This is a genomic window from Janthinobacterium lyxosi, from assembly GCF_051380665.1.
In the GTDB taxonomy this organism is placed as follows: Bacteria; Pseudomonadota; Gammaproteobacteria; order Burkholderiales; family Burkholderiaceae_D; genus Janthinobacterium.
Window position 1 is genome coordinate 17,228 of the sequence record NZ_JBNYXM010000025.1, and the last position, 15,281, is coordinate 32,508.

Annotated in this window: 7 protein-coding genes; 4 read left to right on the plus strand and 3 right to left on the minus strand. The window is 60.9% G+C overall.

Annotated features, from left to right (window positions below; all coding sequences use genetic code 11):
* Positions 1 to 39 precede the first annotated feature (39 nt).
* From ACQ4WP_RS22045 to aroG, 3 genes are all read left to right on the plus strand, one after another.
* Positions 40 to 840 carry a carbon-nitrogen hydrolase family protein gene (locus ACQ4WP_RS22045; protein ID WP_436524398.1) on the plus strand — a complete coding sequence of 267 codons (801 nt, stop codon included), beginning with the start codon at positions 40 to 42 and terminating at the stop codon, positions 838 to 840.
* 19 nt (positions 841 to 859) lie between these two features.
* Positions 860 to 2,320 carry a metalloprotease TldD gene (gene tldD / locus ACQ4WP_RS22050; RefSeq protein ID WP_436524400.1) on the plus strand — a complete coding sequence of 487 codons (1,461 nt, stop codon included), beginning with the start codon at positions 860 to 862 and terminating at the stop codon, positions 2,318 to 2,320.
* 725 nt (positions 2,321 to 3,045) lie between these two features.
* Positions 3,046 to 4,110, plus strand: a complete 1,065-nt coding sequence (gene aroG, locus ACQ4WP_RS22055) for a 3-deoxy-7-phosphoheptulonate synthase AroG (protein ID WP_436524461.1) — start codon at positions 3,046 to 3,048, stop codon at positions 4,108 to 4,110.
* Between the two features lie 79 nt (positions 4,111 to 4,189).
* On the opposite strand, the gene ACQ4WP_RS22060 is transcribed toward aroG, so the two are convergent.
* From ACQ4WP_RS22060 to ACQ4WP_RS22070, 3 genes are all read right to left on the minus strand, one after another.
* Positions 4,190 to 6,736, minus strand: a complete 2,547-nt coding sequence (locus ACQ4WP_RS22060) for a TonB-dependent receptor (protein ID WP_436524402.1) — start codon at positions 6,734 to 6,736, stop codon at positions 4,190 to 4,192.
* Between the two features lie 449 nt (positions 6,737 to 7,185).
* Entirely contained in the window at positions 7,186 to 9,855 is a 2,670-nt protein-coding gene (locus ACQ4WP_RS22065; protein ID WP_436524404.1) for a TonB-dependent receptor, read from the minus strand.
* A gap of 179 nt (positions 9,856 to 10,034) precedes the next feature.
* On the minus strand, positions 10,035 to 12,815 hold the full coding sequence (locus ACQ4WP_RS22070) for a TonB-dependent receptor (RefSeq protein ID WP_436524406.1): 2,781 nt from the start codon (positions 12,813 to 12,815) through the stop codon (positions 10,035 to 10,037).
* 621 nt (positions 12,816 to 13,436) lie between these two features.
* Here ACQ4WP_RS22070 and ACQ4WP_RS22075 point away from each other — a divergent pair.
* The gene (locus ACQ4WP_RS22075) at positions 13,437 to 15,275 is read left to right on the plus strand and encodes an ABC transporter substrate-binding protein (RefSeq protein ID WP_436524408.1); all 1,839 of its coding nucleotides are present in this window, start codon (positions 13,437 to 13,439) and stop codon (positions 15,273 to 15,275) included.
* The last annotated feature ends 6 nt before the right edge of the window (positions 15,276 to 15,281 follow it).

Consider the following 15,281-nt stretch of genomic DNA (forward strand, 5'->3'; position numbering starts at 1 on the left):
CGCACAGCAAGCTCGCAGTGCGCTTGAAGGGTTAGGTGAATGATGCTTACAGTCGCAGCAGTACAAATGATTTCCTCGCCGTCCGTGGAAGACAACCTGGCCACGGCGCGGCGCCTGGTGGCGCAGGCCGCCGCCGGTGGCGCGCAGCTGGTGGTGCTGCCCGAATACTGGGCCATCATGGGCCAGCAGGAAACGGACAAGCTGGCCCATGCGGAACAGCCAGGCAGCGGGCCCATCCAGGATGGCATGGCGCAGATGGCGCGCCAGCACGGCATCTGGCTGATCGGCGGCACCTTGCCCCTGATTTCCGGTGAGGAGGGCAAGGTCCTCAATACGACGCTGGTGTACGACCCGCAAGGCGAACCGGCCGGCCGCTACGACAAGATCCACCTGTTCGGCTTTACGCGCGGCACCGAGTCCTACAACGAGTCGCGCACCATCGTGCCCGGTGCGCAAGTGCGTGCTATCGAGACGCCGTTCGGCCGGGTCGGCCTGTCCATCTGCTACGACCTGCGTTTTCCCGAGCTGTACCGCGCCATGGGCGATTGCGTGCTGATCGTCGTGCCGGCCGCGTTTACCCATACGACGGGCAGCGCCCACTGGGAAGTGCTGCTGCGCGCGCGCGCCATCGAAAACCAGTGCTATGTGCTGGCCTCGGCGCAGGGCGGCTTGCATCCGAACGGCCGGCATACCTGGGGCCACAGCATGCTGATCGACCCGTGGGGCGAAGTGAAAGCCGTGTTGCCCGAAGGCGAGGGCGTGGTGAGCGGCGAGATCGACCTGGTGTTTCTGGCTGGCGTGCGCGAGTCCTTGCCGGCCCTGGCGCACCGCACCATGTAAATTGAAAGAATAGAGAGCCATGATCCCATTTGAACCCAATCTGTCCAGCCTGGCCGTGGCGCGCGAACTCCTGCTCACGCCGTTCGGCCTGGACGAAGACAAGCTGCTGAAAGCCCTGGGCACGATGTTTACGCACAAGGTCGATTATGCCGACCTGTACTTTCAGTCGACCAGGAGCGAGGGCTGGAGCCTGGAAGAGGGCATCGTCAAGACGGGCAGCTTTTCCATTGACCAGGGCGTGGGCGTGCGCGCCGTGTCCGGCGACAAGACGGCCTTTGCGTATTCCGACGACATTTCCGAGCGGGCCCTGCTGGAAGCGGCTGCGGCCACGCGCACCATTGCACGCGCGGGTGCCGGCAAAATCAAGATCGCGGGCCAGATGCTGGCGCAGGGCGGACGCTCGCTGTACTTGCCCAACGACCCGCTCGCCTCGCTGGATGCCACGGCCAAGGTGCAACTGCTCGAGCGCTTGGAAAAGATGGCGCGGGCGAAAGATCCTCGCGTGGTGCAGGTGATGGCGGGCCTGGCCGGCGAGTACGACGTGGTGCTGGTGCTGCGCAGCGACGGTGTGCTGGCGGCCGACATCCGCCCGCTGGTGCGCGTCTCGCTCACCGTGATCGCGGAACAGCATGGCCGCCGCGAAACGGGCTCGGCCGGTGGTGGCGGGCGTTTCAGCTATGACTATTTCAGCGATGCCGTGCTGGAACAATACGCAGCGGACGCCGTTAATTCGGCCCTGGTGAACCTGGAAGCGCGTCCGGCGCCGGCCGGCCCCATGACCATCGTGCTGGGACCGGGCTGGCCCGGCATCCTGCTGCACGAAGCGATCGGCCATGGCCTGGAAGGCGATTTCAACCGCAAGGGCTCGTCCGCGTTTTCCGGACGCATCGGCGAGCGCGTGGCTGCCAAAGGCGTCACGGTGGTCGACGACGGTACCCTGGCTGGCCGGCGCGGCTCTTTGAATATCGACGACGAGGGCAACCCGACGCAATGCACGACCCTGATCGAGGACGGCATCCTGAAGGGTTACATCCAGGACACCATGAATGCGCGCCTGATGAAGATGCCCGTGACGGGCAATGCGCGCCGCGAATCGTTCGCCCACCTGCCCATGCCGCGCATGACGAACACGTATATGCTGGGCGGCGACCGGGACCCGGGTGAAATCCTTGCCTCCGTGAAAAATGGCTTGTATGCCGTCAACTTCGGCGGCGGCCAGGTCGATATTACGAACGGCAAGTTCGTCTTCTCGGCCAGCGAAGCGTACATGATCGAAAACGGCAAGCTCAGCTACCCCGTCAAAGGGGCGACCCTGATTGGCAATGGCCCGGACGTGCTCAACCGTGTTTCCATGATCGGCAACGACATGCGCCTCGATTCGGGCGTGGGCGTGTGCGGCAAGGAGGGGCAAAGCGTGCCCGTGGGCGTGGGGCAGCCGACCCTGCGCCTGGATGGCATCACGGTTGGCGGGACTGCCTGATTTTTTTCTGACATGGCGCTCGCGCAGGTCGGGTAAATTGGGTGGGAGGCGCCCAGCGACACGCCCGCATTACTGCCAGGGCCGTCCGGATAGCCGACCGTGCCGCTGACCGTCGAGGGCGTGTTGGCCGAGTGCGATTCGCTGTGATATACGTTCAATGCGGCATACGTTTGCGCGTAAACCCGTGCCGTCCAGGTTGCCGCGGTTGTCGTAGTCGAGTGTGTCGGGATTGCGCATATTGCCGTTGACGGCCCTGCCGGCCGCAGCGCCCTGGAGTCTTTGCCGTGTGGCCCGGCCGTGATTCGATCTATATCAGGAGTGCGTCGCTTGCCAGCGTCAAAACGGGCTGGCGTGGCGTGCGCGCCACGGCGGCCACAGCGTTGGTAGTCAGCCGATGCGTATCCGCAGCGCGCAACTTTTTATGCTTTTTTACGCGCTTTGCAGTGTAAAACGGCTGCAACATGCGGCTTTGCCGATAAATATGCTTGCCAATCCTTGTAATTTAGGTTTATAGTCGTTCATCACTTATGGATGACTCGCATGTTCGCTCGCCACTTTTTTACCGCTTATTTTTACTTTAGCAATTCCAACCCAAAGGCGGTGGAGTAGCGGTCGGTTCACGTAGCAGCAAAAAACGAGATCCCAGCAAATTCTAAAAAACCGCCACTGATGGCGGTTTTTTTTTACCCAGATGTTTTACCCTTCCTTAAATTTTGGAGAAAATGATGCCCCGCACCGATGATTTGCGAATTCGCGAAATGAAGGAATTGACCCCGCCGTCCCACCTGATCCGCGAATTCGCCTGCTCGGAGCAAGCCGAACAGACCGCTGCCAGCGCCCGCATCGCCCTGCACCGTATCCTGCACGGCCAGGATGACCGCCTGATGGTGGTGATCGGGCCTTGCTCCATCCACGATACCAAGGCGGCGATGGAATATGCGCGCCTGCTGGTCAAGGAGCGCGCGCGTTTCGCCGGCGAACTGGAAATCGTCATGCGCGTCTACTTTGAGAAGCCACGCACCACGGTGGGCTGGAAGGGCCTGATCAACGACCCGTACATGGACAACAGCTTCCGCATCAACGACGGCTTGCGCATGGCGCGCGAACTGTTGCGTGATATCAATGAGCTGGGCTTGCCGGCTGGCACGGAATTCCTCGACGTCATCAGCCCGCAATACATCGCCGACCTGATCAGCTGGGGCGCCATCGGCGCACGCACCACGGAGTCGCAGGTGCACCGCGAGCTGGCCTCGGGACTGTCCTGTCCCGTCGGCTTCAAGAATGGCACGGATGGCAATGTGAAAATCGCCGTGGAAGCCATCAAGGCAGCCTCGCAGCCGCACCATTTTCTCTCCGTCACGAAGGGCGGCCACTCGGCCATCGTCTCGACCAATGGCAACGAGGATTGCCACATCATCCTGCGCGGCGGCAAGACGCCCAACTATGACGCGGCCAGTGTGGACGAGGCCTGCAAGGCCATCGCCGCACAGGGCCTGGCGGCGCGCCTGATGATCGACGCCTCGCACGCGAACAGCTCGAAAAAACCGGAAAACCAGATCCCCGTGTGTGCCGACATCGCCAGCCAGGTGGCCGGCGGCGACAGCCGTATCGTCGGCGTGATGGTGGAATCGCACCTGGTGGCAGGGCGCCAGGATCTGATCCCGGGCAAGGAATTGATCTATGGCCAATCCGTCACGGACGGCTGCATCGACTGGAGCGCCAGCGTGGCCGTGCTGGAAAACCTGGCCGCGGCTGTCAAGCAGCGCCGCTTGCAGGGCGACGCGGAATAAAGTGACGTGGCGCGCAGCATGAAAAAAAGCCCGGAAAGCTAAGCTTTCCGGGCTTTTCAGTTTTCAGCTGACAGTCAGCTTAGAACTTGTAGGTAGCGCGCACGTAGAAAGTACGGCCCAGCGGATCGGCGTAACGCGGATCGTAGCCGGACTGGAAGGTGCCGATCTGGTTACTGAACGGTGGATCTTCGTTCAGCAGGTTTTTCACGCCCACGGTGACTTCGGTGTTCTTGAAGCCCGAGTACGCGCCCGACAGCGACCATACCGAGTAAGCCTTGACGCTTTGCTCGAATTGCGGATCGACATAGTTCTGGTCGCGGTAGCCGCTCATGTACTTGTTCGACAGCGTGGCGTTCCATTTGTCCAGGTTCCATTGCAGGGAGGCATTGTGTCTCCAGCGGAATACCGGTGCCTTGTCGCCATACACGCCCACGTTTTGCATGAATTCACCGTCGCGTTCGTTCTGGTATTCATACTTCTGTACCCAGGTACCGTCGAAGGCGAACGTGAAGTTGCCATACTGGCTGCGTGGCAATTTCCAGTTCAGGCCCAGGTCGATGCCCGAGGTGTGCATTTCGCCCAGGTTGCCCAGGGTGGCCAGCACGTAATCGAGCTTGCCGTCAGCGGTATAGATGAAGTTGTTCTGATACTTGGCGTAGTTGTCGAACAGGGTCTGTTCGGCCACGGTGCCGATCTTGTCGCGCAGCTTGATCTGGAAGTAATCGAGCGAGACGGTCAGCGACTTGGTTGGCTCGATGACGATACCGGCGCTGAAGGTTTTCGATTTTTCCGGGCCGACATCCGCATTGCCGCCCGAACGGATGTATTGCTGCGCGCCGCAGGCGACGTTGCTGTTGGCGCCAGGGATAGCTACGCCGCCTGGGCACAGGCGTGGATCGTCGTACTTGTTGGCCGTGAAGGTTTTGGTTTGCGGACCATGCAGGTCATACAGCGTTGGCGCGCGGAAACCAGTGTTGTAGGAGCTGCGCAGCAGCACCTGGCTCGTTGGCTGCCAGCGCACGCCGACTTTCGGGTTGAAGCTGCCGCCGACATCGTTGTAGTGGTCATAACGGGCTGCCAGCGACAGTTCCAAGTCTTTCACGACAGGAATGCTCAATTCCGAGAAGATGGCGGCGATGTTGCGGCTGCCCGACTGGTTCTGCGCTTCGGCATAGCCGGAGCTCGAAGCCTGGCCGGCCAGGTCGCGATTCACATTGTATTCCGCTTTGTCGTTGCGGAATTCCGTACCGACGGCAAAACCGACTGCGCCAGCCGGCAGGTTGAACAGCTCGCGGCTGATCTTCGCATCGACCGCGGTGCTGGTCATCTTTGCGCTCAGGTATTCGCCTTTCAGGACGGAATCCTTCAGGTAGGCCGCGCCGGCGGCGCTCTGCTCGCCGAACGGGTTCAGGATGCCATTGCCTATGCCGTCGATGATGCGCTGGTCATTCAGGTAGCCGCCCGTGAAGGCGCTGGTGGCCTTGCTGACGGAGTAGCTCAGGCCGACGTTGTAGTCCCACGCGCCCAGGACGCCTTCGGAGGCCAGTACCAGGCGGTCCGAGGTGCTGGTGTCGAAGCCGCTGCGCTGGCCCGACGCCACTGGACGCCAGCTGATGTCCAGCGGCTCGCCCGACAGGCCCGCCACGGCTGGCACACCGCCGCTGCCGCCTGGGTAGTACGGCGAGCTCGACGACATGAGGATGCCGATGTTCGACATTGGCGGCGGCGAGATGCGCGCTTCGTTGGTGCTGCGCGAGTGCAGGTATTCGATGGTGGCCATGTGATCCTGGTTCAGCTTGAAGCTGGCCTTGCCCAGGAAGGATTCCTGCTGGGTTTTTGGAATGGCCTGGATGAATGGCGTGACATCCATCGCGCAGGTGCTCTTGCCTGAGGTATTCTTGTACAGGTTCTCACCCACGCAACCGCCGGCAAAGGCCGGATTGCCGATCAGGCCGTTGCCCGTATCGTAGAAGTTGGCCGGGAAGGTGGTGCCGCTCAGGTTATCCACGCCCTTGCTCGGGATGTAGCCGCTCTTCGAGAAGGAACGGTCGGCCGTGCTCAGCGCCGACTGGCGATGCACGTCGACAACGCCGAAGACGTTGAAGCCATCTTTGTTCAGGTCGCCGTAGCCGCCGGACAGGTTCAGGCGCGACTCGTCGCCGCCGCCCGCTTTCTGTGGCTCGTAATGTTCGACCGTGACGGAGCCGCCTTTGACGGAACGCTTGGTGATGAAGTTGATCACGCCGCCGATGGCGTCGGTACCGTAGATCGCGGAGGCGCCGTCGCGCAGTACTTCAACTCTTTCCAGGGCCGAGATCGGAATGATGTTCAGGTCGACGGACGAACCGTTGAATGGGTGGCTGGCGATACGGCGGCCGTTCAGCAGGACCAGGGTCTTGTCGCCGCCGATGCCGCGCAGGTCGGCGACGGACTGGCCGCCCGTGCCGGAACCGACGGATTGCGAGCTGCTTTGCGAGCTCTGATTCATGGAAATGGTGGACAGGACTTCCTGTGCCGTCGTCAAACCTTGCTTGGCGAAATCGTCAGCCTTGATCGAGGTGATCGGCAGCGCTGTCTCCGATGCCAGGCGCTTGATGCTCGAACCCGTAACTTCCACGCGTTGCATGGCGCCATCTGTTGTTTCTTGTGCATATGCGGCGTGCATGCCCAGGGCCAAACTGCCAGCAAACATCAGGCGCAGCGACCGCGATATTACATTTTATATCATCATCTGAAATTCCTTGTTATTGTGATAAAGGCGGCAATTATTTTGAAATAACTTGTTGCTTACTAACAATTTATTTGCCTTTTTGCAAAACTACCAATGAAAATTCTGTAAATTTTCAGGGCCCTCATCAAAACATTCACCATTCAGATTGTCAATTTCGTGCGGACTTTTTGGATAAAATGCAACATTTTCCTGTTTTTTTTATAATCCTTCAGCAATAAAGTATCGTGAACCCTTGTCAGGCGTGCTCAGGCGCGTAAAATAAAACGGCGCACAGCATCGCTGCTGGTACTGCAGGTAAACGCTTGCCAGTGCTGCCCGTTTATCTCTGTTTCAGCCCATCTCCCTTAAAACGTATAACTGCCACGCAAGTAGTAGGCGCGCCCGAGCGGGTCCGTGTAGCGCGGGTCATAGCCTTTCTGGAACAAGGTGCCCTGGTTTGAGAACGGTGGTTCCTTGTCAAACAGGTTTTTCACGCCGGCCGTCAGCAGCAAGCCTTTCCACACGTAGCTGCCCGACACGTTCAGCAGGCTGTAAGAGGGCACATCGTGGCGGAACTGCGGATCCACCTGGTTCTGATCCGTGTAGCCGGACTTGAATGATTGCGACACGGTGGCGCCCCAGTTGCCCATGCGCCAGTTCAGGGCCGCCGTATGTTTCCAGCGGAACACAGGATTGTTATCCGCATAGCGGCCCACGTTGGCAATGAATTCGCCGCCGCGCTCGTTCTGGTAGTCATACTTGTGGGTCCAGGTGCCGTCCACCGATACGCTGAAATCGCCATACGCGCCGCGCCCCAGGCGGGCATTCAGGCTGACGTCGATACCGTCGGTCTTCACTTCGCCGAGGTTGTCGTTCAGGTCGAGAATGGCGAAAGGCGAGCCGTCGGGATTGCGCAAGAACAAGGCCTTGTATTTTTCGTAGTTGCCGTAGATCGATTGTTCGGGCAAGGACGAAATCTTGTCCTTCAGATGGATGTTCCAGTAGTCGATGGCGACGGTGACTTCCTTGACTGGTTCGAGCACGAGGCCGAGGGCAAAGGTGGTGGATTTTTCCGGTTTCAGCTTTTCATTGCCGCCTTGCAGCTTGAATTGCTGCAAGTCGCAATCGCGCAGGGGATTTGCGCCCGGCTGCGGCACGCCGCCCGGGCACAGGATGGGGTCGTCGTAGGAATCGTTGGTATCGTTCTTCGACGGCGGCGCATTCTTTTCAAACAGGGTGGGGGCGCGGAAACCCGTGCTGGCCGAGCCGCGCAGCACCAGCACGCTACTGGCCTGGTAGCGCAGGGCCAGTTTGGGATTGGTGGTGCTGCCCACGTCGCTGTAATGGTCGAAACGGGCTGCCAACTGCACTTCCAGATCCTTGATCAATGGCAAGTTGACTTCGCCGAAGACGGCCTGGATGGTGCGCGAGCCGCTTTTCGACAGCGAACCGGACAGGCCGGAACTGGCGGCCTGGCTGGCGATATCTCGGTTGACATTGAAGTCGGCTTTTTCACGCCGCAGTTCACCGCCGAGAGCGATGGCCAGCGGGCCGCCGGCCAGTTGCATCAGTTCGCGGCTGCCCTTGATGTCGAAGCCCGTGGTGGTGACCCTGGCATTCTGTACCTCGCCGCGCAGGGCCGTGCTGTCGAGGTAAGCCTTGCCGGCCGCATCCTGCACGCCAAACGGGTTCAGTATGCCGTTCAGCACGCCAGCGGCAAAGCCTGCATCTTGCACGTAGCCGCCCGTAAATTTCTCGGACGACTTGCTGATCGCATGGCTCAGCCCCGTCTTGTAATCCCAGCCCGCCAGCTCGCCTTCGAGGGCCAGCACCAGGCGGTCCGCCTTGCCGGTGGAATCTATCTGCCGCTGACCCGCTTCGACGGGGCGCCAGTTGACGCTCAGCGGCTGTCCCGACAAGCCCGGCTGGACCGGCACGCCGCCCGCATTGCCCGGATAGTATTTGCTGGTATTGGGCAAGATCAAGCCTGTTTGCGGCGGCGGCGCCGTGCGTGCTTTCACCTTGTTTTCCGCATGCAAATATTCCACCGTGGCCAGGTAGCCGCCGCCCAGCTTGAAGGCGCCCCTGCCGAAGAAGGCCACTTGCTCCTGCGCCGGCAGGTCGTCGATCTGCCGCGTGTAGTCCTGGCGGCAGGTGCCGTTGGCCGCCGCCACCGACAGGGGCGGGTTGCAGCCCGTGGCCGCATACGGATTGCCGGCCAGGCCCGCGCCGCCGTTGGCCGCCGCATCGAAGTAGTTGCCGGGGAAGGTGGTGCCGCTGGTGAGCGACAGGCCGCGGTCGGGAATGATGCCGGTCTTGGAAAAATCGCGGTCCTGCGACGTGAGCACATTTTGCTTGTGGTAGTCGACCACGCCGAAAATATTGTAGCCGTCGGAGTCGAGCTTGCCGAAACCCGTCGACAGGTTGATGCGGTGCTCGCCGCCGCCCTTGTGTTCGGGCGCGACGACCTCGGCGGTGATGTTGGTGACATTCACCGAGCGCTTGGTGATGAAGTTGATGACGCCGCCGATGGCGTCCGTGCCGTAGATGGCCGAGGCGCCGTCGCGCAGCACTTCGACGCGCTCCAGGGCGGCGATGGGAATGATGTTCAGGTCGACGCTGGCGCCGTCATACGGATGGTTGGCGATGCGCCGGCCGTTGAGCAGCACCAGGGTCTTGTCGCCGCCCAGTCCGCGCAAGTCGGCGCTGGCCTGGCCGCCCGTGGGCAAGCCGCTCGTGTTGCCGCCGATGGCATTGCCGCTGCCCATGCTCGATGCATTCGAGGGGATCTTGCCGAGCACTTCCTGGGCCGTCGTCAAGCCCTGTTTGGCGAAATCCTCGGCCTTGAAGATGGACAGGGGCGTGGCCGTTTCCGAGACGAGGCGCTTGATGGAGGAGCCGGTCACTTCGACCCGCTGCATGGCGGGAGGGCCGGCAGCGTCGGTGTCCTGCGCCATGGCCGCATGGCCATACGCGCCGAGCAAGGCTGCGCACAGCAGGCGCAAGGTAGGGGAGGGATTGCGGGTTTGCGTCATCTGACACTCCTGTGGCATGGTCATGGGCCAAGTGGCCTGCAAGGGAGTTTTACAGGCGCGCAGGAGATAAGGTTTGCGCTGGCGCAATAGGCGTGTGGATGAGTGAACTGGCGCCACAGTCGCAGACGAAAAAAAGGCGGTGATTGCTCACCGCCTCGCGTCAGGCTACGGGTGTCAGCTTAGAAAAACTTGTAGCTGGCGCCCAGTTTGAAGTAGCGGCCGATGGCGCCACTGGCGTCCATCGGGTTGTAGCTCATGCCGCCGTAGGTCAGCGGGTCGAGCGGAGCAATCTTGTCGGTCACGTTGTTGATCGAGGCAAACAGTTGCAGCTGCTTGTTGACATTCCAACGGCTCGACAGGTCGAGCGTGGTGAACGAGGCGATCTTGCAACCGTTTGGCGCCGACGTGCCATCGGCCAGCTTGGAAGCGCAAGGCTTGCCTTCAAACAGGATGTTCTTCATGTCCGAACGGTAGTTCAGCACGCCACTGACATTCCAATTGCCCAGGTCCCACGAGCCGGTGACATTGATCTTGTCCTTCGGCGTGCCGGCGCAGTTGGAGGTATCGCAATTGCCATGCGTGCCAGCGAACTGGTAGCGCACGGTGGATGACTCGGCGCGTACCCACGAGGCGATGTGGGTCCAGGTCAGGCCAAACGTGGCGCGGCCATAGTCGCCCAGGCGCACGCGCTGCTTGACGTCCAGGTCGATACCCTTGATCTCCGTAAAGCTGGAGTTGCGGTACGGTGCCTTGGTGATCAGCAAGGTGCCCGTATTCGGCGTGACGACGCCATTGATGGTCAGGTTGTTGTCGGCGCGGATGGCGGTCGGCAGGGCGGCCGCTTCGTTGTACGGCAGCGGATTGATCTCGTTTTCACGCTTGATCTTCCAGCCATCGAGCGACAGGCTCGTATCGTTGAACGGATCCCATACCAGGCCCAGGGTGTAGCCCTTGGATTTTTCCGGCTTCAGGCTAGGGTCGCCAATCTTGACGGCCGCCACTTGCAGTTCGCAGTCGCTGGCATTGGCGCCCGGCAAGCGGGTGCCGCCCGGGCAGCGCACGGGATCGCTCACGGTCGAGGTGCCCGTCGATTGCGAATTGGCATTGCTTTCGGCCGGCCCTGGTGCGCGGAAGCCTTCCGAATACGTGCCGCGCACGGCGAAGGTTTTCAGTGGTGTCCACTTGGCGCCCAGTTTCGGCGTGGTCGACGAGAAACGGTCGTATTTGTCGTAACGCAAGGCGCCCGACAGTTCCACCGTCTTGAAGACGGGCGCCAGCACTTCCATAAATACGGCCGAGACCTTGCTGTCGCCCTTGGCGGCGACATAGCTGGAGTTGATGGAACCGTTTTCCGTGCCCGACAACGATGGATTGTCGAGCTTGTCGCGGCGGTGTTCCGCACCGACGGCCAGGCCCATGGCGCCACCGGGCAGCTGCATCAGTTCGCGCGATGCCTTGAAGTCGATGATGTCGAGCTTGGTCGTGGAGTCGGAGGTAGCGTTGGTCACCATGGCCGCGTACAGCGAGGCGGGATTCTTGCCTGCCTGCGCGCCGATATAGTACGGGAAATATTTGCTGTTCGGATTGCCCAGGGCATCCTTGACGACGGCCATGTTCAGCATGTTGCTGTAATCGAGGTGCAGCTTCGATTCCGAATGCGTATAGCCGGCATCGTAGTCCCAGCCCATGGCGTTGCCCTTGACGCCGAGCACGATGCGGTTGAACTCATTGTTGGCCTGCCGCGTGCTGGCGCCCACGTCGAAAGCCTGGTAGCGCACGCGCACCGGCACGCCGTACGGATTTTGCGGGTGATTCGCGGCCAGCACGATGGTGGTGCCGGCGCCGGAGCCGTAGTTGATGACGCCAGTCGGGCTGCCGGCGTTCGGCGGGAAGGCGATGGTGGGCGTGATCGACGGTGGTATCAGGGTAAAGGCCGTGTCGCGCTTCGAGTAGCCCGCTTCCGCATACACCTGGGTGTCGGCATTGACTTGCCAGGTGCCGCGCGTGTACAGGTTGATCGATTCGATCTTCGGCTGCATGGAACGGAACTGGTCGTGATGCCACAGGCAGCCGCCCTTCGGATCTTGCGGTGAAGACACTGACAGGGTGGAGCAGCCGGGCAGCGAAACATAGTTGTTGGTGACGGGGTCGCGGATCAGGCCTGCTGGCGAGGCATTCGCATCGTTGTTGCCATTGATGTAACCGCCGGCGAACTGGGTGTTGATCGCATAGCCGTATGGACGCAGGTCGGCCTTGCCTATCCATTTGCGGCCGGAGCGCTCGTTGTTCATCAGCATGTCCGATTTGCTGTATTCGGCGTTGACGACGAAGTTGAATTTATCCGTGTCCAGGTTGCCTTTGCCGAAGGTCAGCGAGGCGCGGTGCTGCTTGGCGTCGCTGTCGCCGGAGATGCCTGTGTCGCCCTTCAGGGTCAGGCCTTCGAAGTCCTTGCGCAGGATGATGTTGACGACGCCGGCGATGGCGTCCGCGCCGTAGGTGGAGGAGGCGCCATCCTTGAGGATTTCGATGCGCTCGACGATCTGCATCGGTACGGTGGACAGGTCGGTGAAGCTCTTCTGGCCGTCATCGGCCCGCGCAAACGGCGCCATGCGGCGGCCATTGAGCAAGACCAGGGTCGAGGTGGCGCCCAGGCCGCGCAGCGAGATGGCTGTGGAGCCGGCGGCAAAACCGTTGCCGAAGCCCGTCGGCAGGGAGCCGGCGCCATCGGCGGTGAGGGTTTGCAGGTACTCGGCGACGGTGGCCTTGCCCGATTTCATCAAGTCGTCGCGAGTGATGACCTGTACCGGCGATGCGGTCTCGGCCGTGGCCCGTTTGATGCTCGAGCCTGTAATTTCCACCCGTTGGACATTGGCGTCTTGCGCCATTGCCGGCGCAGCCATCATGCCAAGGCTGAGCGCTGCTACGCTACCCGAAAAAATCAGGCGTACGGAGCGGGACATCACTGTTTCCATCATCATTCTCAGAACTCCGAAAGTAAGCTCGGCTGGCCTTCGTGCGGCACAGCTTTGCCAGGGTGATAAAGATTGCTGCGTCGGCAATCACTGTGGGTCAAACGGCATATCGTGCGTTGCCGTGATTGATAAGACCATTTGCCGAGAAACCCTGTCAACGCGCACGCATGCTTTTTCAGCATGGAAACAACAGTGTTTTTTATAATGTCGATATGTTTCAATATTCACAATTATTTCAATGTTGCACTGCACTGTATATTTTCCGTACTGCCATACAAACAGTTGTCACTCGGGGCCGTAAGGGTTACTGCCAAGTCGTTTTTTCATGGTGGCGGCCTGCATTTGTTGCGCTGCGGAAAATTCCCCCCGCGAGGCAGGTGGCCGTGGCTGGGCGCCACGCCAGTGCTGCGGCTTTTCGCCCGGCGAACAAAATATGCGTTATCGTTACGCCTTTTTCCAGCTCGCCGGCATGCGGGCAGGCTGGCGACGAACAAGGCATAGATCTTGCGAGAATGGACTGGTTTTGGTGGTGGAATCCTGTATCCCAGGGGGAAACCAGTACAAGCGCACCAATACGGTGCGACAGATAATCGAGATGAAGGGTATTACATGAAGTCACCATGGATGCGGCGCGTGGCGCTGCTCGCCTGTCTGGCCACCCTGCCGCTGGCGGCCACTGCCGTTGATGCCGCCCCTGCGGCCGCGCCGGTGAAAACCTTGCGCTATATCTTGCCGGCCGCCGAGACGGGCTTCGATCCGGCCACCGCGCGCGACCTGTATTCGAACCACATCACGCAGGCCGTCTTCGACACCCTGTACACCTACGATTACCTGGCGCGCCCCGTGAAGGTGGTGCCAGGCGCGGCGGCCGCCATGCCGGAAGTGTCGGCCGACGGCAAGACCTACACCATCCGCCTGAAAAAAGGCATCCTGTTTACGCCCGACGCCGCGTTTGGCGGCAAGCGCCGCGAACTGACGATGGCCGACTATGTGTATTCCTGGAAGCGCTTGTTCGACCCGCGCCTGGCTTCGCCGCACAACTGGCTGTTCGAAGGCAAGGTGGTGGGGCTGGACGACCTGGCCAAGGACGCGGCCAAGTCGAACAAGCTCGATTACAACAAGAAGGTGGCCGGCCTGGAAATCCTCGACCCGCACACCTTGCGCATCACGCTGACCAAGACCGATTTCAATTTCCCCATGATCCTTGCCTACGTGCCGACGGCCGCCGTGGCGCGCGAAGTGGTGGATAAATACGGCGACGTGAAGGGCGAAGTGGGCTCGAATCCCGTCGGTACCGGCTATTACACCTTGGGTGAGTGGACGCGCGGCAATCGCATCGTCCTGAACCGCAATCCGCAGCATTTGCCGGAAACGTGGAATTTCATGGCCGGCGACGATCCGGACGACCAGCGCATCGTGCGCCAGATGCAGGGCAAGCGCATTCCTGCCATCGACCGCATCGAAATTTCCGTGATGATCGAAGACCAGTCGCGCTGGCTGTCTTTCCAGAGCGGCGGTACGGACGTGTTCTGGCTCGATGGTCCGCTGGCGCCGAAGGCATTGCTGAACGGCAAGCTGCGTCCCGAGCTGGCGGAGAAGGGCGTGCAACTGTCGCGCCTGCTGGACCCGGAAATCAGCTATTACTACTGGAATATGCAAGACCCCACCCTGGGTGGCTTCAGCAAGGAAAAGATCGCCCTGCGCCGTGCCATTGCCATGGCGCACAATATCGACGAGGAAATCCGCATCATCTGGAATGGCCAGGCCAAGCGCCTCGACTATCCGATTCCGCCGGGCGTGGTCGGCTACGATCCGCACTACAAGAGCCTGCTGCAATACGATCCCGTGCTGGCGAACAAATTGCTCGACAAATTCGGCTACAAGAAGGGCGCCGATGGCTGGCGCACGTTGCCGGACGGCAAGCCGCTGCTGATCCGCTACGCTTCGCGCAATGAAGCCAATGGCGTGCTGCAGGCGGAAATGTGGCGCAAGACGTACAACTCGCTGGGCATCCGCATGGAAAACGACCGCATGATCTTTTCCGATATTTTAAAAACGGAAAAGCAGTGCAAGATGCAGACGCGCACGGCGCCGTGGCTGGCCGACTATCCGGACGGCGACAACTTCATGCAGCTGTTCTATGGCCCGAACACGCACCAGAACAACAACGGCTGCTACCAGGACCCCGAATACGATAAATGGTATGCGGCCAGCCAGGCCATGCCGGCCAGCCCCGAACGCGATGAGCTGTTCCACAAGATGGCGCGCCGCCTGGAAGTCAATGCGGGCGCTCTGATCGGCTATGCGCGCTACCGCAACATGCTGGCGCAAAAGTCGGTGCTCGGCTACAAGAAGCACCCGATCCTGTTCCAGGAGTGGGCGTATATGGATATCGATAGCGCGGGCACGCCAGTGGCGCCAGCCCCTGCGGCCTCGGCCAATAAATAAGCGACG